Origin of the sequence: Listeria monocytogenes, from assembly GCF_900187225.1 — a bacterium.
GTDB classification, from domain to species: Bacteria; Bacillota; Bacilli; order Lactobacillales; family Listeriaceae; genus Listeria; species Listeria monocytogenes.
Genome location: NZ_LT906436.1, coordinates 1,154,234 through 1,180,203 on the forward strand (window position 1 = coordinate 1,154,234; position 25,970 = coordinate 1,180,203).

Sequence of the window (25,970 nt, forward strand, 5' to 3'; positions counted from 1 at the left end):
ATTTGATGTGAAGATAACGACGGCTTCTCACGGCGGCAACTATAATGAACTAGCAAAACAACACGGATTAACGAAAGAAATGGTGCTCGATTTCAGTGCGAATATTAATCCACTAGGAGTCCCAGCTAGTTTGAAACAAACAATAACAGCGAATTTGGACAAACTGGTAGAATATCCAGAACCAGATTACTTGGCGCTCCGTGCGCGAATTGCCTCGTTTCATCAACTCGACCTAGCGAATGTTATTCCTGGAAACGGGGCGACTGAGCTGATTTTCGGAATAGCAAAAGTAACCAAGGCGCAAAAAGTACTCTTACTTGCGCCTACTTTTGCGGAATATGAACGTGCTTTTTTTGATGCCGAAATTGTTTATGCAGAGTTAACGAAAGAAACCAATTTTGCGGCGGTGGAAATTGTACTAGAAATACTCGAACGAGATACGGAAATCGAAGCTGTTTGTTTGTGTAACCCCAATAATCCAACCGGACAACTTATCGCGCAACAAGAAATGATAAAGATTGCTGATTTATGTGAAAAACGAAACATATATTTAATTATCGATGAGGCTTTTATGGACTTTTTAGAAGAAAATGAGACAATTTCGATGATCAACAATTTAGAAAGATTTCCGCATGTAGCAATTATTCGCGCCTTTACGAAGTTTTTCGCGATTCCAGGTCTAAGACTTGGTTATTTGCTGACAAAAAATGACTTATTAGCCGAAGCGCTCATGCAAATGCGCGAACCTTGGTCGATTAATACATTTGCTGACTTAGCAGGGCAAATGTTATTAGAGGACGAAGCCTATATTAGACAAACGTTCGATTGGATTAACGAGGAACGAGACTTTTTGTACCGAGGCTTAAGCAGATTTTCAGCACTTACCGTGTACCGACCAACTGTAAATTACATATTTTTCCACCTCGAAAAACCGCTTGATTTACGAAAAGAATTGCTTTTAAAAGGAATCTTTATTCGAAGTTGCGCTAATTACCGAGGCCTTACCGAGAATTATTACCGAGTTGCGGTGAAAAGTAGAGCCGATAATAGCCAACTCTTAACAGCGCTTGAGGTGATTTTCAGTGGAAATTAAAACGAGGTGTCCGGCTTCTTGTGGAGAACTTTTGCAAGGTTGGATTTTAGGCGGAGAGAAACTGATTTCTTACCCAATCAACTGGTATTCCGAAGTCACTTTATCCAATAAAGTAGGACTAAATAGCTCCGGGCATACAAAAGCATGGCTCGCATTTCAAGTAACTTGCGAGTATTTTGGTGTGACAAAAAGAGACCTCCCGCAAGTATCTTTACAAGTGAAATCGACTATTCCGGTCGCAAAAGGCATGGCAAGTTCCACTGCTGATATTGCCGCAACAATCGTTGCCACAGCAAAATGGTTGAACAAATCCATCACAGAAATTGAAATTGCCAAGTTGTGTTTGAAACTAGAACCAACCGATAGCACCATTTTCGAGTCACTAACGTTATTTGATCATTTAAAAGGGGATGTAATCCAAAACTTCAATTGGATTCCAAAGCTTGGTGTCGTTGTGTTAGAACCACTCACCGTTTTAGAAACAGCTACTTATCGGCAAGAAAATCACCAAGCGCAATTACTCAAAAATGAAGGGCAACTAGCAAAAGCGATGGATTATTTCCAACAAGCTGTCACGCAAAAATCAATCCGCTTACTTGGAGAAGCAGCATCGATTAGCGCAGCGTGCAACCAAACTATTTTACCAAAACCATTTTGGAAAGAAATTCTAGAAGTGACGGAAAACTTGGATTTAGTGGGGCTAAATGTTTCGCATAGTGGCACAGTTGTCGGTATACTTTATGAACTCGAAAAAACCGATCCGCTCGAAATTTTATTTGAACTAGAACGGCGCTATGTCACGACTTTTTACAGCCGATATTATTTCCGTGAGTTTGTCAGCGGTGGGGTTCAAATTATTTCGTAAAGCAAATTCTTCTTGCAAGCGGTCTATTTTATGCTATAATAATTTTGATAAACGAATTCGTTCATACAAACAGTTAGATACTGGAAGTCTGGTGAAAGTCCAGCACGGTCCCGCCACTGTAAGGAGTTAGACACTCTAAGTCAGGTCTTTTATCTAATTGTTTTAACTGGTTATACTGCTTCGAGGCAAAGTATGTATAATTCTTGGTTCCAGTGTAGTTGTCTCACTGGGGCTTTTTTATTTGTTTTTAAAACAAATAAGCCCACTGTAAATGGTTTGGTGCCGAGAAGCTGAACGAGCTACGTTTTATCAAGCACCATACGCACAAAGATGTGCACCGCTTCGTTTTATGGTGGGCAATGATCTTTTCAACGACGAAAAGAGTGATACAAGGAATGTATCTTCATTGCCTATTTACAAAAAAAGATTTGACATTTCCACGTGTTTGGTTTTTAATAAAGTGGACAAATAAAATATTTTACGGTACAAAGGCGTACTGTTTACTTAGCAAAGAAGCTTTGAGTTGGAAGAGAAAATTTCTCTACTCAAAGCTTCTTTTTTAATTTTAAAAAACTAGGAGGTAATCTCATGCAAAAAGTTAGTTTTAAAACAGACCTTTACATTGGCCAAGGAGCAACAGATCGTTTACTCGATTTTAAAGACAAACAAATCTTTATCGTAACGGATCCATTTATGGTTAGTTCCGGAATGATTAACGCGATTACAGACAAAATTGATCAATCGAATACATATACGATTTTTAGCGAAATTATTCCAGACCCACCGATTGAAAACGTGGTAGCAGGGATCGAAGTTCTAAATGAATGTGACGCAAACTTGATGATTGCAATTGGTGGTGGCTCAGCGATTGATGCAGCGAAAGCGATGAAATTCTTCGGTCAAAAACTTGGTACGGTGCGCGCAATGCCTTTCATCGTTATCCCGACAACTAGTGGAACTGGTTCAGAAGTAACTAGTTTTTCTGTTATTACAAACAAAGAAAAAGCAATCAAATACCCACTAATTACAGATGCTATTTTACCAGATGAAGCAATTTTAGACGCTGACTTAGTAAAATCTGTTCCACCAGCAATCACAGCAGATACAGGTATGGATGTATTAACGCATGCGCTTGAAGCCTATGTATCTACAAAAGCAAATGATTACTCGGATGCAATGGCAGAAAAAGTTATCCAATTAGTTTTCACATACTTAGAACGTGCTTACAAAGATGGCAATGATTTAGAAGCTCGCGAAAAAATGCATAATGCGTCTTGTCTTGCAGGAATGGCTTTTAACATTACTTCGCTTGGCTTAAATCACGGTATTGCGCATACAGCTGGTGCGAAATTTAAAATCCCGCATGGCCGTATGAACACATTACTTTTACCACACGTAATTAGTTATAACGCTGGAATTACAAGTGATTTTGGTAACAATCCAGATAACCGAGCAGCAGAACGTTATACAGCAATCGCTAAATTACTGAAAATGCCAGCATCGAATACACGTCTTGGCGTTCGCAGCTTAATTAATGCCATTAAACAACTTCAAAAGAAACTCAATATGCCAACTACATTAACAGAATGTGGTATTAGCCGCACTGATTTAAATGAAAATATTGCTCAAATCGCTGAAGGTGCGCTAAATGACGGATGCACTGCAACAAATCCAAGAACACCGACTGAAACAGATGTTAGCGCGATTCTTGAGAAGATGTTGGCATAAAAGTTATTTATTTCACAACTGGAATCAAATAACCTATTGACATCGTTTTCATGCTACTTTATAATAGAACCGAGCACAAAGACGTGTGGAATTATAAATATAGCAGAGCAACGGGGCTCCCTCAAAAATATTGCACAATATTTTTAAGGGGCTCTTTCTATTTTCTTGGAGAAATTTTTCTCTAGCTCTTTTACTCTTTCGCTCAAGTAAATGCTTCTATAGAATGATTTTGTCCTATATTGTGACGAGTCAATCAATAGCAGAAGAAGAGGACGTGACAGGAATGAATGGAAGAATTGTAATAGCCGATGATGAACCTATTACAAGAATGGACATCCGAGACATCTTAGAAGAAGCGAACTACAATGTTGTAGGGGAAGCGACAGATGGTTTTGAAGCAATCGAACTATGCAAAAGCCATCAGCCAGATCTTGTTATCATGGACATTCAAATGCCACTCTTAGACGGCTTAAAAGCGGGGAAACGAATTATTTCAGAAGGGCTTGCTGGCGGAATTATCTTACTTACCGCATTTAGTGACCCCAAAAACACGGAGAAAGCAAAAGGATTTGGAGCATTAGGTTATTTAGTCAAGCCACTTGATGAGAAAAGTTTGATCCCAACAGTTGAAATGAGTATTGCCAAAGGGCGAGAAACAAGAAAATTAGAGCAGCAACTAGAAAAGCTCACCAAAAAGTTAGAAGAACGCAAAGTGATTGAAAAAGCAAAAGGTGTGCTTATGATTGAGAACAACATCACAGAAGAAGAAGCCTACAACATGATTCGTAATCTGAGCATGGACAAACGCTGTCCGATGATGGAAATCGCAGAAACGATTGTGATGAGCGATGACTAAAACGATTCGAGAAATGTGTTTACGCTACACAGATTTATCGGAGCACGATATTGATGAATTAATTCATACTGCCCAGTCATTAAGCGTATCGGCGATGTATCAAGACGTGGATGTATTCATTGATGTGTATAACAAACTAACCAGTGAAGCACTTGTCATTCATCATACACCACCAAAAACAACCAAATCACTATACAAAAACAAAGTAGTCGGGGAAACAGCCCTAAGGTCTAATGAGCCAGGTGTACTTAGAACATTGGAAACGGGTATGAACTCCAATGACTTACTTGCGAAAACACAAGAAAACGTATTAATTCGCCAAAAAGTTTATCCAATTCGTAATAAACAGCGAGTTATTGCCGTCCTAATTCTAGAAAACGATATTAGCGCCGAAATTAAAGCTCATTTTGAAATTGACAATGAAGAAACGGCTTATCGAGATGTTTCTACCACGCTGTCTGCCATGAGTAAACTAACGGATTCGATTACTGATCAACTAGATGATGCCATTTTGATTTTTGACCGAAACGGGATTTTGCAGCAAAAGAATTGCGCTGCAGATCAGTATTACGAAAGACTTGGTTATATGGAAGACATTCAAGGTATGCATTATGATAATTTATCCCTCGACCAGATGATGTTTGACGCAATCATGTATCAAATTGAAACTGGAAAACAACCGATTCAGTTAAAAAAAGAAGTGGTTATCGCCGGGAATTACTTTATTATGAAGCAGATTTTTGTAAAAGAAGAGGACGAGCAGGAATGCCGTTTTATTCTCATCTTGCATGACATCACGGATATTAAGGTGAAAGAAGCAGAAATTGTTTCTAAATCCGTTGCTATTCGTGAAATTCATCACCGTGTCAAAAATAATTTGCAATCTGTTGTTTCCTTATTGCGCATTCAAGGCAGACGTTCTACAAGTATGGAAGCACAGAAGATTCTAAATGAAAGTGTCAGTCGAATCCTTGCCATTGCAGCAACACATGAGCTTTTATCGAAGCAAATGGAAGACGGCATTAACCTTTATATGGTCATCGAAACAGTCGCCTACAATATTGAAAGATGTTGTACGGATTGTCCAAAAGTAGCTGTTAGAATGGATATTGATAAACGCATTTATTTGGACAGTGACCGAACCGTGGCACTGGCGCTTGTCATGAATGAGCTCTTACAAAACTCCTATGATCACGCATTCCATCCAAATGAATCAGGCGAAATTTTACTACAAATAAAAGAAGAAAAAAATATTATTCACGCAGAAGTAACGGACAACGGTCATGGGTTCAACGTTCGTAAAGTGTCCGAAAAAAGCCTAGGACTTTCCATTGTCAAAAGTTACATTAAAGATAAACTTCGAGGCAAAGTAACCATTGAATCGAATGAACATGGAACGAAAACAATGTTTGATTTTAAATACAATTCTATCCATGCTACAAAGAAGTAGCTATGAAAAAGCGATGAAGCTTAAAGCCAAGTAACGATACCGTTATTTGTCTTTAAGCTTTTTCTTTTGCTAGAAAGGAGTGAGGGTTTTGACGGAAACAATTTTAAGTGTAGGGATTGACCTTGGTACGTCGACAACACAACTCATTTTATCCGAGTTAGAAATTCAAAATATGGCATCAAGTTTCACCGTGCCGCGTATTGTCATTTCAGATAAGCGGATTATTTTTAGAAGTGAGATTCTGTTCACACCGATTCTTGCTGATAATTTGATTGACGTGGAGGCGATTCGTGATTTTGTAACGAAAGAATATGCCAATGCAGGAATTAAAAAAGAAGAAATTGGCATGGGAGCAGTTATTATCACGGGTGAAACAGCTCGTAAAGATAACGCCAGCAATGTATTAGATGCAATGAGTGGTTTTGCTGGGGATTTTGTTGTAGCAACAGCAGGACCTGACTTAGAAAGCATCATTGCTGGAAAAGGAGCAGGTGCCCATACCTATGCCAAAGAAAATAATACCTCTGTTGTGAATTTGGATATTGGCGGCGGAACCACGAACTTATCCCTGTTTGATCGCGGGGAACTCATTGATACTGCTTGCTTAGATATTGGTGGTCGGTTAATTAAAGTAGACCGTGAAACAAGAAAAATCACCTATATTGCTCCAAAAATTCAAGCTTTAATAGAAAAACGAGGTTATCCGGTTAAACTTGGTGAAACAACTTCACCAGAAAACTTGCAACCCGTTTTAGGTGAAATGGTTGAGCTACTTAAGAATAGTGTTGGCCTCGGGGCGCAAAATGATTTTTATGAAACAATCATTACGAATAAAGGATTGAAATTCTTAACGGAGATTGAATGTATCTCTTTTTCCGGAGGCGTTGCAGACTGTATTTCAACTGGTGCGCTAAGTGATCCTTTTAGATATGGAGATATTGGGTTATTGCTAGGAAAAGCGATTGCAGAATCTAGTTTAATGACTGAAAAAAAGTATATCGAATCTGTCGAAACCATACGGGCAACAGTGGTCGGAGCCGGTTCACACACAGCTGAAATTAGCGGTAGTACGATTACTTACACCGAGAAAATTTTCCCAGTAAAAAACATTCCAATTTTGAAACTTGCCAAACAAGAAGAAGATGAAAATATGGCAGAAGTCATCAAGGAAAAACTTAGCTGGTTCAAAATAGAGAATGAAATGGAACATATTGCACTTGCAATTGAAGGCGAAAATAGCCCAAGTTTCCAGCAAGTAACAGAATATGCGAAAGCCATTTGCGAAGGAATGAAAGAACCAATCGCACTTGGTCATCCGCTAATTATCATTACTTGGCACGACATGGCAAAAGCCCTCGGACAAAGCATTTTCGGGCATTTACCAGCCGGCTATCCACTAATTTGTTTGGATAGTGTCAAAGTTGATAATGGTGATTACATTGATATAGGAAAACCAGTTGCTGACGGGAAAGTGCTACCAGTAGTAGTAAAAACCTTAGTCTTTAACTGATCCACATAAATAGCTTTAATTTTGAGAGGAGGATTTATCGAATGATTTTAAAAACGAATTTATTCGGCCATACATACCAGTTCAAATCCATCACTGATGTGTTGGCAAAAGCAAACGAAGAAAAATCGGGCGACCGTTTAGCCGGAGTTGCTGCTGAATCTGCAGAAGAACGTGTAGCTGCAAAAGTGGTGCTTTCTAAAATGACGCTTGGAGATTTACGTAATAATCCGGTTGTCCCATATGAAACAGATGAGGTAACACGTATTATTCAAGACCAAGTAAATGACCGTATCCATGATTCCATCAAAAACTGGACAGTGGAAGAATTACGGGAATGGATTTTAGACCATAAAACAACAGATGCTGACATTAAACGTGTTGCACGCGGCCTAACATCAGAAATTATTGCTGCTGTTACAAAATTAATGTCCAATCTAGATTTAATTTATGGCGCGAAAAAAATCCGTGTAATCGCACATGCGAATACAACAATCGGTCTTCCTGGAACTTTCTCCGCTAGACTACAACCAAACCATCCAACTGATGATCCTGATGGTATCCTTGCTTCCTTAATGGAAGGATTAACTTACGGGATTGGGGATGCGGTAATCGGACTTAACCCGGTAGATGATTCTACTGATAGCGTTGTTCGTTTACTTAATAAATTTGAAGAATTCCGCAGCAAATGGGATGTGCCAACACAAACTTGTGTACTTGCACACGTGAAGACTCAAATGGAAGCAATGCGTCGCGGCGCTCCAACTGGTCTTGTATTCCAATCTATCGCAGGTTCTGAAAAAGGTAATACAGCTTTCGGTTTTGACGGAGCAACTATTGAAGAAGCTAGACAATTAGCCCTTCAAAGTGGTGCTGCGACTGGACCAAACGTAATGTACTTTGAAACAGGACAAGGTTCTGAACTTTCTTCTGACGCTCATTTCGGCGTAGACCAAGTAACAATGGAAGCTCGTTGTTATGGATTCGCGAAGAAATTTGATCCATTCCTAGTAAATACAGTAGTTGGATTTATTGGGCCTGAGTATCTATATGATTCCAAACAAGTAATTCGCGCCGGTCTTGAAGATCACTTCATGGGTAAATTAACTGGTATTTCCATGGGCTGTGACGTATGTTACACAAACCATATGAAAGCCGATCAAAATGACGTAGAAAACTTGTCAGTACTTCTAACTGCAGCAGGATGTAACTTTATCATGGGTATTCCTCATGGTGATGACGTTATGCTTAACTACCAAACAACTGGTTACCACGAAACAGCCACTTTACGTGAATTATTTGGCCTAAAACCAATCAAAGAATTTGATCAGTGGATGGAAAAAATGGGATTCAGCGAAAATGGTAAATTAACTAGCCGTGCTGGAGATGCATCTATTTTCCTAAAATAAGGAAGGGAGGAACTAAGCGATGAACGAACAAGAATTAAAACAAATGATTGAAGGCATTTTAACAGAAATGTCCGGTGGTAAAACAACCGATACAGTAGCAGCTGTGCCAACTAAATCTGTAGTTGAAACAGTTGTAACAGAAGGTAGCATCCCGGATATTACTGAAGTAGATATCAAAAAACAATTACTAGTACCAGAACCAGCTGATCGTGAAGGTTATTTGAAAATGAAACAAATGACACCGGCTCGACTTGGTTTATGGCGTGCTGGTCCACGTTACAAAACAGAAACAATTCTTCGTTTCCGTGCGGACCATGCAGTAGCACAAGATTCCGTTTTCTCTTACGTTTCTGAGGATTTAGTGAAAGAAATGAACTTCATCCCAGTTAACACTAAATGCCAAGATAAAGATGAATACTTAACTCGCCCAGACTTAGGTCGTGAATTTGATGATGAAATGGTGGAAGTAATTCGTGCGAATACGACGAAAAACGCCAAACTACAAATCGTTGTTGGTGATGGACTTAGCTCAGCGGCGATTGAAGCTAACATCAAAGATATCTTACCATCCATTAAACAAGGTTTGAAAATGTATAATTTAGATTTTGATAACATTATTTTCGTTAAACATTGTCGTGTACCTTCTATGGACAAAATCGGTGAAATCACTGGTGCTGACGTAGTTTGCTTACTTGTAGGTGAACGTCCAGGTCTAGTAACAGCTGAATCCATGAGTGCATACATTGCTTACAAACCAACAGTTGGTATGCCAGAAGCTCGTCGTACAGTTATTTCTAACATTCATAGCGGCGGAACTCCACCGGTTGAAGCAGGCGCATATATTGCTGAATTAATTCACAATATGCTTGAGAAAAAATGTTCTGGTATTGACTTAAAATAAGCTAGTTAGAGGAGGAATCTTGATGAAAAATGATAAATTACCTGCATCCGTTTTAAGTGTCAAAGTTGTATCTAACGTAGACAATGGTCTATTTAAACAATTAGACTTAAAACCGCATCAAAGAAGCCTTGGTATTATTACATCTGATTGTGATGATGTAACTTATACAGCGCTTGACGAAGCAACAAAAGCAGCAGAAGTAGATGTTGTTTATGCGAAAAGTATGTATGCTGGTGCTGGGAATGCTTCCACAAAATTCGCTGGTGAAGTTATCGGTATTATTGCCGGACCAAGCCCTGCAGAAGTAAAAAGTGGTCTTGCTGTAGCAGTAGATTTCATCGAAAATGGCGCTAGCTTTATTAGTGCAAACGAAGATGATAGCGTACCTTACTTCGCACACTGTGTTTCAAGAACTGGTACATTCCTTTCAAAAGAAGCGAATGTTGCAGAAGGTGAAGCGATTGCTTACTTAATCGCCCCTCCACTTGAAGCGATGTATGCTTTAGACGCAGCGCTTAAAGCAGCAGACGTAACAATCGGAGCTTTCTATGGCCCACCGTCCGAAACAAACTTCGGCGGAGCACTTTTGACTGGTAGCCAATCTGCATGTAAAGCAGCTTGTGATGCGTTCAAAATGGCAGTAGAAAATGTGGCTGAAAATCCACTTCAATATTAAGGTGGTGCTAAAAAATGCCAAATGAAGCGCTTGGTTTAATTGAAGTCACTGGCTTTCTTGGTGCCGTTGTTGCTGCCGATACATGTTTAAAAGCAGCGAATGTCGAACTCATTCAATGTGAAGTCATTAGCGGTGGATTAACAACAGTTGAATTAACTGGTGATGTAGGTGCAGTAAATGCAGCTATCGAAGCAGGAAAAGCGGCAACTGAAGACTTAGGTTGTTTAGTATCAAGCCATGTTATTGCTAGAATGAGCGAAGATACGAAAGCACTTTTTGTTCCTCAAGAAGAGGCTAAACCACAACCAAAAGAAATCAAACAAGAAGAACCAAAAGAAGTTATTCAAAAAGTAGTAGAAGTGAACACAAACACGAACAATACAGAGAAAAAACTTCGCGCAATGAAAGTTATTGATCTAAGGAAACTTGCTTACACATTAGATAATGTGCCTATCCCAAAAAGCAAGATTAAATATGCGAACAAGGATAAACTTGTTCACGCACTAAAAGATATTTATGGAAGGAGTGAAAACTAGTGGCACTAGAAGATAAAGATTTACGCTCAATCCAAGAAGTTCGTAACCTCATTGAATCAGCTAACAAAGCACAAAAAGAACTTGCTGCAATGAGCCAACAACAAATTGATACAATTGTAAAAGCGATTGCTGATGCCGGTTATGGTGCTCGTGAAAAACTCGCAAAAATGGCACATGAAGAAACTGGTTTCGGAATTTGGCAAGACAAAGTAATCAAAAACGTCTTCGCTTCCAAGCACGTCTACAATTACATCAAAGATATGAAAACCATTGGTATGTTAAAAGAAGATAACGAAAAGAAAGTAATGGAGGTTGCAGTTCCACTTGGCGTAGTAGCAGGTTTAATTCCTTCTACAAACCCTACATCCACTGTTATTTACAAAACACTTATTTCCATTAAAGCCGGAAATAGTATCGTATTTTCTCCACATCCAAACGCACTAAAAGCAATTCTTGAAACAGTAAGAATTATTAGTGAAGCTGCAGAAAAAGCTGGGTGTCCAAAAGGCGCTATCAGCTGTATGACTGTTCCAACAATCCAAGGAACAGATCAACTGATGAAACACAAAGATACAGCAGTTATCCTTGCAACAGGTGGTTCTGCAATGGTAAAAGCGGCTTATTCATCTGGTACTCCAGCAATTGGAGTTGGCCCAGGTAATGGCCCAGCATTTATCGAACGCAGTGCCAACATTCCTCGCGCAGTGAAACATATTCTTGATTCCAAAACATTCGATAACGGAACAATTTGCGCATCTGAGCAATCTGTCGTTGTTGAACGTGTGAATAAAGAAGCTGTCATTGCTGAATTTAGAAAACAAGGAGCACACTTCTTATCAGATGCAGAAGCTGTTCAACTTGGTAAATTCATCTTACGTCCAAATGGTTCAATGAATCCAGCAATCGTAGGTAAAAGCGTGCAACATATCGCTAACCTTGCTGGTCTAACAGTTCCAGCTGACGCAAGAGTACTTATCGCTGAAGAAACAAAAGTTGGTGCTAAAATCCCTTATTCAAGAGAAAAATTAGCTCCAATCTTGGCTTTCTATACAGCAGAAACTTGGCAAGAAGCTTGCGAACTTAGCATGGATATTCTTTATCATGAAGGAGCTGGACATACTTTAATCATCCACTCTGAAGATAAAGAAATCATCCGCGAATTCGCACTGAAAAAACCAGTTTCCCGTCTTTTAGTTAATACACCAGGAGCGCTTGGCGGAATTGGCGCAACAACAAATCTTGTACCTGCTTTAACACTTGGTTGTGGGGCAGTTGGAGGAAGTTCATCATCTGATAATATCGGACCTGAAAATCTTTTCAACATTCGCCGCATCGCTACAGGAGTTTTAGAGTTAGAAGATATTCGTAAAGAAGAAAACCAAGCAACATCTGAACTTCCGGTTGATGCAGACGCACTGATCCAAAGTTTAGTAGAAAAAGTTTTAGCAGAATTAAAATAAAAAATAAAACACTAATTGGAGGAATTTTAAAATGGCAAACGCAAACGCATTAGGTATGATCGAAACTAAAGGTTTAGTAGGAGCAGTAGAAGCAGCAGACGCAATGGTGAAAGCAGCTAACGTAACACTTATGGGTAAAGAACAAGTTGGTGGCGGTCTAGTAACAGTTATGGTTCGCGGCGATGTTGGCGCAGTTAAAGCAGCAACAGATGCAGGCGCAGCAGCAGCGGAACGCGTTGGTGAATTACTATCTGTACACGTAATCCCACGTCCACACAGCGAAGTAGACGCAATTCTACCAAAAAGCGCTGAATAAGACGAATTTTTAACATAAATCAGGAAAAAGCGTGAGCGTAAGGCAAAAGGGTTCCATCAGACTCGAAAATTGCCCGAAACTTTCGCTTTTTACCAGATTTAAGCAATACAAAGCTTCCCAACATTACTAACACCAATTGTAAATGGGACAAAAGGATGTGGTTCTTTGGCTATTTTGACAGAAGATGAGTTACGAAAAGCCTATTTACACACCGATTTAAAAACAACGAAAAAACTTGATATAAAAAAAGGCACAATTATCACACCTTCAGCTAAGAGTTTCTTGTCTGAAAAGAAAATTGACCTTCATTATAATGATGAAATTGCAGAAACAAAAGTAGTAGTGGAGCCAGTGAAAACAGAAACTACTCGAGCAAAATTCCAAACGATTTATGGTGGAGCATTAGATGAGAAGCCAGAACATATGACGCATTTGCGTGGTAATCTGCTTGTATTTAAAGACCATCCACAAATCGCTTTCCGCGGAAAATTAGATACACTGGAAGCTGAAATTCTGGAAACCCAATGTTCCGTTGCAGCTGAGTTTAAAGATCTTGCGGAAGATTTACAAGAAATCCTCACCTTTGTAAGAAATATTGTACGAGCGGAAGTTTTAAACGAGCAAATCGAATCAGTGAATTTGCTTGGAATGGATGAAAAAGAACTGCGAGAACGTAGTCATAATCCGAAAAAATATTACCAAATGACACACTTTATGCCTGATTATACGATGGGTAATGCTGTCATTCGTTTAAACAAAATAAGAACGATGGTCCGTGAAACAGAATTAGCTGCCTTCTTAGCTTTTAAGGAAGCAGATTATTCCATTAAACGACCAGACATTATTCAAGCGCTTAACCGATTATCGAGTTTATTCTGGATACTGATGTTCCGCGTGAGAACTAATGAATATAAAAAGTAAGGAGGCTTATTCATGAATAATGAGTTAATAACAAGCCTTATTGAAGAAGTCACTCGCCGCGCATTACTTGAAACTGGCGTAGAAGTAGAAGCATCTGGCCGTCACGTCCATTTAGATCGTGAAACAGTCGATGCACTATTTGGTCCTGGGTATGAACTTACTCATTTCCGTGACCTATCTCAACCGGGTCAATATGTTTGTAAAGAAAGAATTAGTATCGTTGGACCAAAAAGCGTTATTCATAACGTAGTAATCCTTGGACCAATCCGTAAGAAAACACAAGTAGAAATCAGTTCCACAGATGGTACGGCGCTTGGAATTAAAGCACCAGTTCGCGAAAGTGGAGACATAGCTGGAACACCAGGAATTTTACTTTTATCCGCAAAAAACAGCGTTCAATTATCAGAAGGACTTATTGTTGCAAAACGCCATATTCATATGACGCCTGCTGATGCAGAAAAACAACAAGTATCCCAAAGTGAAATTGTTCAAGTGAAAATTAACGGTGATAGACCACTAATTTTTGATGATGTTGTTGTTCGGATTAGCCCTGATTTTGCTACATATATGCACATTGATTATGACGAAGCCAACGCATGTGGTTTTAAAAAGGGAATTCGAGGTCAAATAATCAAGAAAACAAAGGCTAAATGAGTATGGAACTAGACGCACTCATAAAAGCTGTCACCGAGGAAGTCATGAGACGATTACAACTTCCAGAGAAAAAAATGATTATCATGGGACAAGATTCAGAACACACTCTCAGACAGTGTTATCTAAAAGAATATCAAGTTTCGCTTTATGATCGTTCTGAACGTGCTTGTGACATTTTATTACTGGAAGAATTGGACATCGCTGAATTAGCTCGAATCAGTTTGTTTGCACCGATGAATAAAAAAGAACAATTTATTACAGACCATCTTTTAGCAGGGCGGCCTACTTGGATTATGAAGAGTGGCATCAAAGCGCATGCTTACAAACGTTCCGCTAAATATGGTATCAGACAACTTTTTCAAGAATATGAGGAGAAACTGAGCCGATTTGGTGTCGAATTTATCGAAAGTCCGGTAAAAGACACGAAAGAAAGCAAAGTTATCACCGAACAGGATGTTGAAAAACTGACTAAGAACAAAAGCGAATTCATTTTGCCTAAAGGAAGTTTCTTAACACCACTTGCAAAAGATTATTTACAGGAAAACCGAATAAGCATTAAAGAAAGTTAGGAAGGAAGAGCGGCATGCAAATTGGAAAAGTTACCGGGAGTTTATGGGCAACAAGAAAAGACGAAAAACTGAATGGTTTAAAACTACTACTAGTAGAGATTTGTACCGATGAAACGGAAGATGTAAGACATTCCATAGTGGCAGCTGATAATGCCGGAGCAGGAAACGGCGATCTTGTGCTCGTTACAACTGGTAGCGCAGCACGAGCATCTACTGGGGACAACAGAATCCCAGTGGACGCATGTATCGTTGGCATTATCGACTCGGTAGAACGTTATGGCTGAACAGTCCTTAGGTATTCTTGAACTCAGGAGTATAAGTAAAGGTTACGAAATGGCCGATGTTTTCTTGAAAGCAGGCAATGTAACTTTATTTACTTTTCGTCCTACATGTCCTGGTAAATTTTTGATTATTTTGCAAGGTGCTTCCGGTGAACTTACTAGTGCAATGCAGGATGCAAAAGAAGAAGCTGGAAAATTTCATGTTTCTTCTTATATTTTGCATATGGCGCACGAAGAATTACTTGCTTTTCTAAACAATAAACACCCTAAAGTGGAAGTTGACGCAGTAGGAATTATCGAAATCAGTCAGTTGGGTGCTGGGCTAAATGCGGTCAATGAAGCGCTGAAAAAATCAGCTATTCATTTAAAACGAATGACACTCGGTGCTTCGATTGGTGGGAAATTTGTGGCTGTTTTTACAGGGGAAGTTAGTGCTATTCAAGAAGGGATGCGGATTCTAATTGAAACCGCCGAACCAAAAAAGGTGATACATCATACGGTCATTCCTTCTCCTGATGAACTTTTAAAACGCTATCTATAGAATGGAGGAACACTTTTGAGCATTAATGAAATTATTATTTATTTAATGGTAATCTTTATGATTCTAGGAGCCATTGACAAAATTATCGGCAACAAATTTGGCTTAGGTGCACAATTTGAAGAAGGTATTATGGCAATGGGTTCGCTAACTTTAGCAATGGTCGGTATCATTACATTAGCACCAGTCTTAGCAAAAATTTTAAGCCCGATTGTTGTACCAATTTATACGGCACTTGGGGCTGACCCGGCAATGTTTGCAACAACGTTACTTGCGAATGACATGGGTGGTTTTGCGCTAGCTCAAGAACTTGCGCTAACCCCTGATGCTGGTCTTTTTGCAGGAGCCATTTTAGGATCCATGATGGGACCAACAATCGTTTTCACAATTCCAGTAGCACTAGGAATTATTAAAAAAGAAGATCACAAATATTTAGCAACGGGTGTATTATCTGGTATTATTACGATTCCAATTGGTTGTTTAATCGGTGGACTTGTAGCTGGATTCTCTCCAATCATGATTTTCAAAAACTTAGTACCAATTATTCTTGTAGCTGCCCTTATTATGTTAGGCCTTTGGTTCAAACCAGAAGGCATGATTAAAGGCTTCACTATTTTTGGAAAAGGGGTAGTAATCGTTGCTACTATTGGGCTAGTTGCTGGAGCTATTCAACAACTTACTGGTTTAACTATTATTCCAGGAATTGCGCCAATTGGTGAAGGTATTGAAATCGTAGGTGGAATCGCACTAGTTCTGGCTGGGGCATTCTGTTTGGTCTTCGTCATTACGAAAGTTTTCAACAAGCCACTTATGAAAATGGGTAAATTGCTAGGTATGAATGAAGTTGCGGCAGCTGGTATGGTTGCTACACTTGCAAATAGTATCCCAATGTTCCAAATGCTAAAAGATATGGACGAACGCGGTAAAATTATTAACGTTGCTTTTGCAGTATCTGCGGCCTTTGTTTTAGGTGATCATCTAGGATTTACAGCTGGGGTTGCCCAAGATATGATTTTCCCAATGATTGTCGGAAAACTTGTCGGAGGAGTAACTGCCGTAGCTGTCGGTATCTATATGGCTAACCGAATGATGAAGAAAAATAAAGCAAAAGAACAAACGGCGGTGAAAGATAATGGCTGATATTAGTAAAGAATTAATTGAGCAGCTAGTAAAACAAGTTGTCCTAGAAAAAATGGGTCAAAGTTCCAAACATGTTGATCCAAGTGGTATTTTATCGGTGAAACTTCCCGTAGTGAAAGTTTCAGAGGAAGATCGACTAGATACAGGAAATCCTAGCGATGTTGTTTATACAAAAGATTTAGTAACACTAGAAGAAAGTAAACGTCTAGGTTTTGGTCTAATGGAAATGAAAGATACAACATTCGATTGGTTCTTGGATTATGATGAAGTAGACTATGTTATTGAAGGCAGACTAGATGTTGTCATTGATGGCCGAACTGTTTCAGCAGGACCAGGAGAAATTATTTTCATTCCTAAAGGTAGCCAAATCAAGTTTTCCGTAACTGGTGAAGCAAGATTTATTTATGTTACTTATCCGGCTGATTGGCAGTCATAATTGTGAAAAAGTTAGAATGTCGCTTCGATTTTATGTCGAACGATATTCTAACTTTTTTATTTAAAAAACTATGCATTTGGCATATTGCTAATTAATTTCCAATGATTTATAATTAGAAACGCTAGGAGCTTTATTATTAAACTAAACTACTGAGGCTCAGCGAAGAATCCGCTTACAAGATCAGGGGTATTGATTGGAGATAAAAAAGGATGCTTACTAAAATAGCTACTTATGGTTGTTGTGCAACAAGGGATTTGTTCAATAAAGCATTTGTTAGTGATTGGAAAAATCATTTTCAATTAGTGTCATATCAACAGCATTGCAGTATTGTTTCACTAATGTCAAAGCCAATTGATATCGAACTAGGAGAAGAACTGCAGGGAGAGTTAAGTAACTTTGAAAAAAGTGTATTTAAACAAGACGTATTAAAATCTTTTTTAGAAACTTTAAAAACAACTCAACCAGAATATTTAGTGTTAGATTTTCATGTGGATACATTCAATGGTTTTATTGAACTCACTGATGGGGGGATTATCACTAATCGAATCGTCCGCTATAAGAAATTGGATATTTTTAATAAAATGGAAGCAAGGAAAGTTTTTTCGCCGTTAGAAAATACGACTGAGTTTAGAAAACGTTGGATACAGAGTTTTAACCGTTTTATGCAATTTATGAAAGAAAATTGCCCTAATACCCAAATTATCATTAATAGGTTAGAGGTTGCACGAATGTATTATTCTTTAGATAACCAAATGGAAAGCATGATAGAACGTAGAAAAACAAAAGATCACCATACTGCTGAGACATTAGCTAAAATTGATGAGTGCATAGATTACTTTGAGCGTTATGCTATGAATAATTTTGATTTACAGTCATTGGACTTTAATTCCGAAGAATACTTTGGTGCAGAAAATAATCCATGGGGAACCTGTTATATGCATTACAATCCCTATTATTATAAAAAAAAGTTTAAAGATTTATGGAATATAGTTGAAAATCATTTTCATGCACCAACAAAATTAGCTAGTTTTGCACCTGGAGGCCTTGCGAAACAAATTCCATTAGGTGTGACCAAATTATCTGATATGGATGAAGTAGGAGTATATTATTTAACAAATGCTACTTACTTACAAATGGAGGATCGACCGACAACAGATAATGCAGGTTATTTTTTCATTGTTTATCCGCGAAATGGGAAAAATGGGTATATGCAAGAGCTGAGAAAATCAACAGCAGCTTTTTCCATTCAAATTTTTGTCCGAATTACTGATGGAAAAGAGAGTTCTAAATGGAACATGGTAAATAGTGGCTTTCGAACACTCACAATACCTGATGTGACTTCTATTTCTGAAATTACAGAGGCTGGAGAATATTATATTACTGCAGAACAGGTTAAGAAACTTCAGGATCATCCTACAAAGAAAAATGGTTGGTTTCTAACAGTTTCTAAGAAAAATCATGATAGCCTAAAACAATTGTTAACAAAAAATACTCAAAATGACAATGCCTTTGAAGAATATGTTCGACTTGTAAACGTGGAAAAAAGAACAAACTTAAAATGGCGTAAATATCATTTTGATGAAGCAAACTTTTCGATTATAGTTGCTATACGTAACTTTAAAAACAAAGTGGTACGAAGATTAAAATTAACAAAAGCATAAACAAAAAACGATTTCGGCTCTCACAGCTGAAATCGTTTTTTATTTGAGTGAATCACGATATTCTTTTGGGGTCATTTTAAATTCTTTTTTGAAAACTTTACAAAAATAGCTAGCACGTGAGAAGCCTAAGTTTTTGGCAATTGTATGAACAGCCCAGTCGCTTTTTTCTAGTTGCTCTTTTGCATAAAGCATTTTTTGTTCATTAACGTAATTAATAAAGTTGATATTCAACTCATTTTTAAACAGTTTACTTAAATAGAAAGGGCTTAAATAGACGTGATTAGCTACTTCTTCTAAAGTAATCGAACGATGAATGTTTTTCTTAATATAACGTATGGCTTGTTTAATTTCTTTATGTTCGCCGTTACTTTTACTAGGAGAAGTAGTTTCCTTTGGTGGTTGTTTTTGTTTTTCATGTGCTGTGTAATAATCGCTTAAAACATCAAGCACTTCAACTGTTTCGAGTGAATGAAGTAGGGCAGAGTGATCTGGATTTTTTTTGTTGAAATCTTCTTGAATTTGTTGGGTAAATTGACTCTCTACTTGACTATCCATCAAAGGTTGAATATTTACAACTTTTTCTTTCTCCAAAGTTCTTCCCTCCCTATTTTATTTCTGCACTAATTATACCATAAAATCGCTTTAAATAACGTTTAATCCTGCATTTTAAATAGAACAATAAATTCTTTTTTATAACAAAATATTGTCATTTTTTAAATCTCAAAAATAGAAATTGAGAAAAAGTTCACACTGGTGGCTATTTTTGCCATATAAAACAGAAAAAAAGGGATTTTAAAAGCTTGCACTATTTTGTTTTCAGTGCTCTAAGTGACCTTGTACCAGTGGTTTAACAGGGATATAATGAAATGGAAATAACGCTTTCATGAGAGGGTGATCTTTTCAATTGAAAATTCAAAAATTAGTCTTATGTGCGATGTTGATTGCGATGTGTGTAATTGGCGCGAACATAAAATTAATGGGTTCTGTTGCATTTGACGCAGCTCCAGCTTTTATTGGAACATTGCTGCTTGGTCCGATGTACGGTGCAGTGCTTGGGATTTTCGGTCATTTAACATCAGCTTTACTAGCGGGTTTTCCGCTCACACTACCAATTCATTTGATTGTCGCTGGAATGATGGGCGTAACAATGATCGCTTATGGATTTACACGCCAAAAACTAGCAGAAAAGAATCAACTACTTGCGATTAGTGTTTCTAGTATTGTTGCTTTTGTTTTTAATTGTCCATTATCATTACTTGCACTTTACCCATTAATGCATCAAGCGGTGTTTGTTTTATTCCCAGTGCTTGCTATTGGTTCGGTTTGCAATATTTTTGTTGCAGAAGTCGTTTACCAAGTATTGCCAGAACGCTGGAAAAGACGAATTGCCGGGTACTAAACAACTAAATAGGTGAATATATTAATCCGGGAAAGAGGTGAAAATCCTCTACAGGCCCTAGCTACTGTAATACGGACGAAAACCAAACATATGTCACTGGAAGCAATTCCGGGAAGACTGGTGAGTAGGATGATGTTAAGTCAGGAGACCGCTTTTATATTCGATATCCAAAAACAACTTCTAAGGGAGCGAGTTGTCTTGATTAAGTAGATTTTCACGATGGGAAAGTTTCTTTGTGCTACAAGGAAATAGCTTATTTGCGTAAATCTCAAAAAGACGCCAAAGTTCTGTTTGGCGTCTTTTTTTATGGCTAAAGTGAAAGGTGAAAAAAGATGAACAAAATCTTAATTGCGGCTGCATCAAGTGGGACTGGTAAAACGACTGTCACGCTTGGCATTATGCATGCACTTAAAAAAAGAGGCTTGCGTGTTCAACCATTTAAAGTAGGTCCTGATTATATTGATACAAATTATCATCAAGCGATAACAGGCGTTGCATCCATTAATTTAGACAGCTTTCTAATTGATGATGATGCTATGCTCGCTGCTCTTTTTGAAAAACACGGGCAATCAGCTGATATTTCGGTGATTGAAGGTGTAATGGGGCTGTTTGATGGGCTTGGTATTGATCGTGATAATTCGAGTACATCTTTTATTGCTAAATGCACGAAAACGCCTGTAATTTTAGTCGTGGATGGTAAAGCAATATCCACTTCTGCGGCGGCAATTGTGGATGGATTTAATCGTTTTGATCCGGAATTAACCATTGCTGGGGTGATTATTAATCGAGTTGCTTCAGAAAACCATTTTTCATTGATAAAAGGGGCGATTGAACGTTATACGGATGTACCTGTTTTAGGGTATTTGCCGAAAAATGCGGCGGTGGCACTTCCAGAACGTCATCTCGGACTAGTGCCAAAAGAGGAAATGACGGAATTAGAAACGAAATGGGAGTTACTTGGTGATTTAATTGCGGAACATGTTGATTTAGATAGGTTGTTGGCGATTAGTAAGACTGGCGCGAAATTGACCGTACACCCACCAGAAATACAAGTACCGGACTTTTCGGGAATGCGCGTTGCTTATGCCCTCGACGCCGCATTTCATTTTTACTATCAAGATAACTTGGATTTGATTCGTTCAACTGGAGCCACACTGATTCCGTTTAGTCCGCTAGAAGAAAGGGAAGTTCCGGACGCTGATTTTATTTATATCGGTGGTGGATTTCCGGAGGTTTTTGCGGAACAGCTAGCGAAGAACAAGTCAATGCGCGAATCGATTTTGGCGGCGCATGAACAAGGCAAGCCAATATATGCCGAGTGTGGCGGATTGATGTATCTTGGTTCGAGTTTAGAAATGGAAGCTGAATCCTATGAAATGGTAGGGGTTTTTGATGGGGTTAGTAAGATGACAACGCGGCTTCGGAAGTTTGGCTACTGTATCGCGGAACCTTTAGAAGACACACTACTTGGTAAAAAAGGGACAGCTATTCGCGGTCATGAATTTCATCATTCTGTTTTTGAAACGAACGAACCAACACGTATGAAATTAACGAAAAAGCGGGATGGCGAAATTGTCAAAGAATGGCACGGCGGTTATCAAAAAGGTAATACGTTCGCTAGTTACCTGCATATCCATTTCTATCAAAATCTATCGATAATAACGCATATGTTTGGAGCGATAGAGCGATGATATTGTTATTTTATACGTCATCATTCATTTTAGATTGCTTATTAGGTGACCCATATAGCTGGCCGCATCCTATTAAAGCAATCGGTAACTTGATTAAGTGGTTGACTACTATTTTACGAAAAATCTTTCATGGTAAATCACTGTATTTTGCCGGGGGATTGCTATTTGTTTTCACGGTTGGTATGACCGGAGTTGTATCCTGGTTCATTCTATTTCTTAGTGCCAAAATTGCTTACTGGCTTTACGTAGCTGTTTTTGTTTACTTAGGCTATACGACGCTTGCGATGACTTGCCTTGCGAAAGAGGCTCGGAAAATTCAGCGGACATTGGCGGACGGGAATTTGGCAGCTGCAAGAGTGCAAGTAGGAATGATTGTTGGTCGGGATACAGATAAGTTAACAGCAGAACAAATCAGTAAAGCAACGATAGAGACAGTGGCGGAAAATACAGCGGATGGCGTTATCGCACCACTTTTTTACTTATTCATTGGTGGGCCGGTGCTTGCTTTGATGTATAAAGCGGTTAATACACTGGATTCGATGGTCGGTTATAAATATGAAAAATATCGTGCAATTGGTTTTGTTTCCGCGAAAATGGATGATGTTGTCAATTTTATTCCAGCCAGATTGTCTTGGCTTTTCTTAGTCATTGCGAGTTTTATTTTAAGGTATAACGGACGTGCATCTTGGCGAGTAGGTCTCCGTGATAGAAAAAATCATACGAGTCCTAATTGTGCTTATCCTGAAGGTGCAGTAGCAGGCGCGCTTGGGATCACGCTTGGTGGAACGCATGAGTACTTCGGCGAAACAGTCGTTAAACCAACCATTGGAAGTGGAACTAAACCCGTTTCAGAAAAAGAAATTAGCCAAACGATTCATTTGCTATACATGGCTTCAACGATCGCTTTTATTATGTTTGCAAGTATTTATCTACTATTATTTTAAAGGAGTGGCAAGATGAACTATATTAAGAATCCAGCCAAAATTGAGGAGAAAAGCTTTGAAATTATTCAACAAATTATTGATGATATTCGTCCAGATTACACATTTCAAAACAAGTTAGAGGAAGCGATAATCAAACGTGCAATACATACGACGGCAGATTTTGATTACTTGGATAGCCTCGTTTTTCAACAAGACGCTATTGCAAAAATCATTCATGTTCTTCAAAATAAAGGAACTATTTTTACGGATACAAATATGGCGCTTAGTGGAATTAATAAACGACTTTTAGATGAACTTGGGTGTAAATATCATTGTTATGTGAGTGATCCAGAGACGATGGAGATTGCCAAACAGCATGGGATTACACGCTCTATGGCTGGAATTAAACTCGCTTCTTTAAAAGATGGACCGAAACTATTTGTCCTCGGAAATGCGCCAACTGCTGTATATAAAATTATCGAAATGGTAGAAAGTGGTCAATTGCAAGCGGATGCGGTTGTTGCAGTACCGGTTGGTTTTGTCGGAGCGGCTGAATGTAAGGAAGAGATTTTGGAAACAGATATCCCAGCCATTGTCGCACGCGGTAGAAAAGGCGGTAGTAATCTTGCTGCAGCGATCATTAATGCAATCTTGATTACGATGTAAAGAAGGCGACGAGTAATGGAAGATTTTATTTATTATAACGGAAAAAAATACCGCAAAGGCTATACAACTGGTACGTGTGCGGCAGCTGCGGCTAAAGCTTGTGTGGAAATGATTCTAACCCAAGAAGAAGTGAGCGCGGTACAAGTCACAACTACTGGCGGAACGATTCTGGAAATCCCCGTGGCGTATCAAAAGTTTTCGAAAGACAAAGCCACAGCAGCGGTTCAAAAAGATGGTGGCGATGATATTGATGCGACACACGGAATGTGGATTTTTGTAGATGTAGATTTAACCGACAACGCGGAAGTCGTATTAGATGGTGGTGTTGGTATCGGTCGCGCTACGCAAAAAGGAATTTCTGTGGCAGTGGGAGAAGCGGCGATTAATCCGGCACCGCGGAAAAATATTTTAGCAACCGTACGCGAATCACTTGGCGAAAATCGTGGTGCAAAGATATTAGTCTATGCACCAGAAGGAGAAGAGCGCGCGAAACGAACCATGAATAGCAACTTAGGGATTATCGGTGGAATTTCTATTTTAGGAACGACGGGCATTGTTACCCCTATGTCGGATGAAGGCTGGAAAAAATCATTATCGATGGAACTTGAAATGAAGCGTAATCAAGGACTTGACCAAATTATTCTTGTTCCTGGTAATTACGGGGATGATTTTGTTCAAAATACACTTGGTTTTTCAAGTGGAAATATTGTTTCCATGAGTAATTTCGTTGGTTATATGCTAAAAGAAACACAGCGTCTAGCTTTCAAAAAAGTGCTAATGGTTGGCCATTTTGGCAAATTGGTGAAGGTTTCAGCAGGTATTTTTACGACGTACAGTAAAGATGCAGATGCGCGGGCGGAAATTTTAGTTGCTAATTTAGCATTGCTCGGTGCGCCGCTATCGCTTTTACAAGCAGTGGAGAAGTGCAATACGACAGAAGCAGCAGGCGAATTAATTGAAGAAGCAGGTTTTACACAAGTATATGAAGTAATTGCACAAAAAATTAAAGCGAGATCAGAGCGGTTTTTGAAATTCACGAAACCTAGTGTGGAAATTGATGTGGTTACTTTTTCGACCGAGCGTGGTTTACTTGCTGCAACGAAAGATATCGATGTACTCCGGGAGGAATGGCGATGATTACAGTAGTTGGGATTGGACCAGGAGATACAAATTTGCTAATAAACGAAGCAAGACAAGCTTTAAACTCAGCTGACATAGTTTACGGGTCAACAAGACAACTACAAGAGATAGCAGAACTGACTAATGCTGTGCCAATGCTTTTACCCAAAAAACTAGCAGATTTGAAAAACATCCCGCATCAAAGTAAAAATGTGGTGATTTTAGCTTCTGGAGATCCATTACTATATGGAATTGGTAACTGGGCTATGGCAAATTTTTCGGAAGATATTCGGATTATTCCTGGAATTAGTGCGATTCAAATGATGTTTCACCAAATTAAATTACCAATGAATAATTGTTTTATTACGAGTAGCCATGGTAAAATGCCAAACTTCGACTTCCTTTTGCAACACGAAAAAGTTGCGATGGTGACAGACACGATTATTGGCCCATATGAAATAGCCGCTGAAATTTTACAACGTGACTTAAAAAAAATCCTTTTTGTTGGAGAAAATTTAAGTTCAAAAGAAGAACGGATTCATAGACTGAAACCAGAGGAAGTAGCAAAAAAATACGATATGAATGTAGTGGTGATTGTAGATGAAAGATGAAGTATTTATTCGCGGTAAAGTACCAATGACAAAAGCAGAAGTGCGAGCGGTGAGTATTGATTTACTTAGCTTAGATGAGAAGTCAAAAAAATTACTGGATGTTGGTGCTGGAACTGGAAGCGTTGGCCTTCAAGTGGCGTGCAATTTTCCCAAAATCCATGTTACTGCGATTGAGCGAAACCCAGATGCAGTGGATTTAATCAAACAAAATCAAGCGAAATTTGGTCTGGAAAATATAGCAGTCATCGAAGCATACGCTCCAATCGAATTGCCTGAAAAAGAAACATTCGATGCTATTTTCATTGGTGGAAGTGGTGGGAATTTAACCGATATTATTGACTGGTCTTTAGCACATTTGATTCCGGGAGGTCGTTTAGTACTTAATTTTATTTTGCTTGAAAATGCTTTAACTGCAATGAATCATTTAGAAAAATTAACAGTGAGCGAATTGACAATGAAACAAATCCAAGTTTCGAGTTGGCATAAACTTGGAGCGGGTCATTATTTTGAACCACAAAATCCAACCGTGATTATCGGCTGCAAAAAACTAGAGGAGTGAAGAAA

General features: G+C 38.7%; 28 protein-coding genes and 2 riboswitches. Of the genes, 27 read left to right on the plus strand and 1 reads right to left on the minus strand.

Features of this window, described 5'->3' with window-relative positions; all coding sequences use genetic code 11:
- Positions 1 to 7: 7 nt before the first annotated feature.
- From cobD to CKV70_RS06010, 20 genes are all read left to right on the plus strand, one after another.
- Positions 8 to 1,093 (plus strand): threonine-phosphate decarboxylase CobD, encoded by a 1,086-nt coding sequence (gene cobD / locus CKV70_RS05910; RefSeq protein WP_009926914.1) that lies wholly within the window; start codon positions 8 to 10, stop codon positions 1,091 to 1,093.
- Positions 1,083 to 1,958 carry a GHMP family kinase ATP-binding protein gene (locus CKV70_RS05915; RefSeq protein WP_014600757.1) on the plus strand — a complete coding sequence of 292 codons (876 nt, stop codon included), beginning with the start codon at positions 1,083 to 1,085 and terminating at the stop codon, positions 1,956 to 1,958. Before cobD ends, CKV70_RS05915 begins: the two co-directional genes overlap by 11 nt.
- A 55-nt stretch (positions 1,959 to 2,013) precedes the next feature.
- Positions 2,014 to 2,163: riboswitch (adenosylcobalamin (AdoCbl) riboswitch) on the plus strand.
- A 383-nt stretch (positions 2,164 to 2,546) separates the two neighbouring features.
- Positions 2,547 to 3,686 (plus strand): 1-propanol dehydrogenase PduQ, encoded by a 1,140-nt coding sequence (locus CKV70_RS05925; protein ID WP_010989700.1) that lies wholly within the window; start codon positions 2,547 to 2,549, stop codon positions 3,684 to 3,686.
- A 274-nt stretch (positions 3,687 to 3,960) separates the two neighbouring features.
- The gene (locus CKV70_RS05930; protein WP_003724712.1) at positions 3,961 to 4,542 is read left to right on the plus strand and encodes an ANTAR domain-containing response regulator; all 582 of its coding nucleotides are present in this window, start codon (positions 3,961 to 3,963) and stop codon (positions 4,540 to 4,542) included.
- Positions 4,535 to 5,992 carry a sensor histidine kinase gene (locus CKV70_RS05935; RefSeq protein WP_003721572.1) on the plus strand — a complete coding sequence of 486 codons (1,458 nt, stop codon included), beginning with the start codon at positions 4,535 to 4,537 and terminating at the stop codon, positions 5,990 to 5,992. The genes CKV70_RS05930 and CKV70_RS05935 overlap by 8 nt, the downstream gene beginning before the upstream one ends.
- An 88-nt stretch (positions 5,993 to 6,080) precedes the next feature.
- On the plus strand, positions 6,081 to 7,502 hold the full coding sequence (gene eutA / locus CKV70_RS05940; protein WP_014600758.1) for an ethanolamine ammonia-lyase reactivating factor EutA: 1,422 nt from the start codon (positions 6,081 to 6,083) through the stop codon (positions 7,500 to 7,502).
- 41 nt (positions 7,503 to 7,543) lie between these two features.
- Positions 7,544 to 8,908, plus strand: coding sequence for an ethanolamine ammonia-lyase subunit EutB (locus tag CKV70_RS05945; RefSeq protein ID WP_003721574.1), 1,365 nt, complete (start codon positions 7,544 to 7,546; stop codon positions 8,906 to 8,908).
- Between the two features lie 19 nt (positions 8,909 to 8,927).
- A complete protein-coding gene (gene eutC, locus CKV70_RS05950; protein WP_003732749.1) occupies positions 8,928 to 9,809 on the plus strand; it encodes an ethanolamine ammonia-lyase subunit EutC in 882 nt (293 codons plus the stop codon).
- A gap of 22 nt (positions 9,810 to 9,831) precedes the next feature.
- The gene (gene eutL, locus CKV70_RS05955; RefSeq protein WP_014600759.1) at positions 9,832 to 10,485 is read left to right on the plus strand and encodes an ethanolamine utilization microcompartment protein EutL; all 654 of its coding nucleotides are present in this window, start codon (positions 9,832 to 9,834) and stop codon (positions 10,483 to 10,485) included.
- A 14-nt stretch (positions 10,486 to 10,499) separates the two neighbouring features.
- On the plus strand, positions 10,500 to 11,021 hold the full coding sequence (locus CKV70_RS05960; protein ID WP_009915074.1) for a BMC domain-containing protein: 522 nt from the start codon (positions 10,500 to 10,502) through the stop codon (positions 11,019 to 11,021).
- Positions 11,021 to 12,481: an acetaldehyde dehydrogenase (acetylating) gene (locus CKV70_RS05965; RefSeq protein WP_003721578.1), complete on the plus strand. Its 1,461-nt coding sequence runs from the start codon at positions 11,021 to 11,023 to the stop codon at positions 12,479 to 12,481. Before CKV70_RS05960 ends, CKV70_RS05965 begins: the two co-directional genes overlap by 1 nt.
- Positions 12,482 to 12,512: 31 nt before the next feature.
- Entirely contained in the window at positions 12,513 to 12,797 is a 285-nt protein-coding gene (locus CKV70_RS05970; protein WP_003719393.1) for a BMC domain-containing protein, read from the plus strand.
- Between the two features lie 165 nt (positions 12,798 to 12,962).
- Positions 12,963 to 13,718 carry an ethanolamine utilization cobalamin adenosyltransferase gene (locus tag CKV70_RS05975; protein WP_014600760.1) on the plus strand — a complete coding sequence of 252 codons (756 nt, stop codon included), beginning with the start codon at positions 12,963 to 12,965 and terminating at the stop codon, positions 13,716 to 13,718.
- Positions 13,719 to 13,730: 12 nt separating this feature from the next.
- The gene (eutD, locus tag CKV70_RS05980; protein ID WP_003721580.1) at positions 13,731 to 14,372 is read left to right on the plus strand and encodes an ethanolamine utilization phosphate acetyltransferase EutD; all 642 of its coding nucleotides are present in this window, start codon (positions 13,731 to 13,733) and stop codon (positions 14,370 to 14,372) included.
- The gene (locus tag CKV70_RS05985; protein ID WP_014930878.1) at positions 14,369 to 14,941 is read left to right on the plus strand and encodes a TIGR02536 family ethanolamine utilization protein; all 573 of its coding nucleotides are present in this window, start codon (positions 14,369 to 14,371) and stop codon (positions 14,939 to 14,941) included. Before eutD ends, CKV70_RS05985 begins: the two co-directional genes overlap by 4 nt.
- A 14-nt stretch (positions 14,942 to 14,955) precedes the next feature.
- On the plus strand, positions 14,956 to 15,225 hold the full coding sequence (locus tag CKV70_RS05990) for a EutN/CcmL family microcompartment protein (RefSeq protein ID WP_014600762.1): 270 nt from the start codon (positions 14,956 to 14,958) through the stop codon (positions 15,223 to 15,225).
- Positions 15,218 to 15,763: an ethanolamine utilization microcompartment shell protein gene (locus tag CKV70_RS05995; protein ID WP_003721583.1), complete on the plus strand. Its 546-nt coding sequence runs from the start codon at positions 15,218 to 15,220 to the stop codon at positions 15,761 to 15,763. Before CKV70_RS05990 ends, CKV70_RS05995 begins: the two co-directional genes overlap by 8 nt.
- A 15-nt stretch (positions 15,764 to 15,778) precedes the next feature.
- A complete protein-coding gene (gene eutH / locus CKV70_RS06000) occupies positions 15,779 to 16,900 on the plus strand; it encodes an ethanolamine utilization protein EutH (RefSeq protein ID WP_003721584.1) in 1,122 nt (373 codons plus the stop codon).
- Complete coding sequence (locus tag CKV70_RS06005) at positions 16,893 to 17,336, plus strand: cupin domain-containing protein (protein ID WP_003721585.1); 444 nt, start codon at positions 16,893 to 16,895, stop codon at positions 17,334 to 17,336. Before eutH ends, CKV70_RS06005 begins: the two co-directional genes overlap by 8 nt.
- Before the next feature lie 209 nt (positions 17,337 to 17,545).
- Positions 17,546 to 18,997, plus strand: a complete 1,452-nt coding sequence (locus tag CKV70_RS06010) for a DUF6270 domain-containing protein (RefSeq protein ID WP_003721586.1) — start codon at positions 17,546 to 17,548, stop codon at positions 18,995 to 18,997.
- Positions 18,998 to 19,036: 39 nt separating this feature from the next.
- Here the strand turns inward: CKV70_RS06010 and CKV70_RS06015 are convergent, their stop codons facing one another.
- The gene (locus tag CKV70_RS06015) at positions 19,037 to 19,588 is read right to left on the minus strand and encodes an AraC family transcriptional regulator (RefSeq protein ID WP_003732753.1); all 552 of its coding nucleotides are present in this window, start codon (positions 19,586 to 19,588) and stop codon (positions 19,037 to 19,039) included.
- A gap of 313 nt (positions 19,589 to 19,901) precedes the next feature.
- Between CKV70_RS06015 and CKV70_RS06020 the strand changes: the two genes are divergently transcribed.
- The 7 genes from CKV70_RS06020 to CKV70_RS06050 all read left to right on the plus strand — a co-directional run bounded on the left by CKV70_RS06020 (position 19,902) and on the right by CKV70_RS06050 (position 25,965).
- The gene (locus tag CKV70_RS06020) at positions 19,902 to 20,396 is read left to right on the plus strand and encodes an alpha-ribazole transporter (protein ID WP_014600763.1); all 495 of its coding nucleotides are present in this window, start codon (positions 19,902 to 19,904) and stop codon (positions 20,394 to 20,396) included.
- A riboswitch (cobalamin riboswitch) is annotated at positions 20,390 to 20,567 on the plus strand. (Overlaps the previous gene by 7 nt.)
- A 161-nt stretch (positions 20,568 to 20,728) precedes the next feature.
- Positions 20,729 to 22,087 carry a cobyrinic acid a,c-diamide synthase CobB gene (locus CKV70_RS06025; protein ID WP_014600764.1) on the plus strand — a complete coding sequence of 453 codons (1,359 nt, stop codon included), beginning with the start codon at positions 20,729 to 20,731 and terminating at the stop codon, positions 22,085 to 22,087.
- On the plus strand, positions 22,084 to 23,031 hold the full coding sequence (gene cbiB / locus CKV70_RS06030) for an adenosylcobinamide-phosphate synthase CbiB (protein WP_014600765.1): 948 nt from the start codon (positions 22,084 to 22,086) through the stop codon (positions 23,029 to 23,031). The genes CKV70_RS06025 and cbiB overlap by 4 nt, the downstream gene beginning before the upstream one ends.
- Positions 23,032 to 23,043: 12 nt before the next feature.
- Positions 23,044 to 23,676: a cobalt-precorrin-8 methylmutase gene (locus tag CKV70_RS06035; protein ID WP_003721591.1), complete on the plus strand. Its 633-nt coding sequence runs from the start codon at positions 23,044 to 23,046 to the stop codon at positions 23,674 to 23,676.
- Between the two features lie 15 nt (positions 23,677 to 23,691).
- On the plus strand, positions 23,692 to 24,813 hold the full coding sequence (cbiD, locus tag CKV70_RS06040) for a cobalt-precorrin-5B (C(1))-methyltransferase CbiD (protein ID WP_012951503.1): 1,122 nt from the start codon (positions 23,692 to 23,694) through the stop codon (positions 24,811 to 24,813).
- Entirely contained in the window at positions 24,810 to 25,406 is a 597-nt protein-coding gene (locus CKV70_RS06045; protein WP_003721593.1) for a cobalt-precorrin-7 (C(5))-methyltransferase, read from the plus strand. Before cbiD ends, CKV70_RS06045 begins: the two co-directional genes overlap by 4 nt.
- Positions 25,396 to 25,965 (plus strand): decarboxylating cobalt-precorrin-6B (C(15))-methyltransferase, encoded by a 570-nt coding sequence (locus CKV70_RS06050; RefSeq protein WP_003721594.1) that lies wholly within the window; start codon positions 25,396 to 25,398, stop codon positions 25,963 to 25,965. The genes CKV70_RS06045 and CKV70_RS06050 overlap by 11 nt, the downstream gene beginning before the upstream one ends.
- Positions 25,966 to 25,970: the final 5 nt, after the last annotated feature.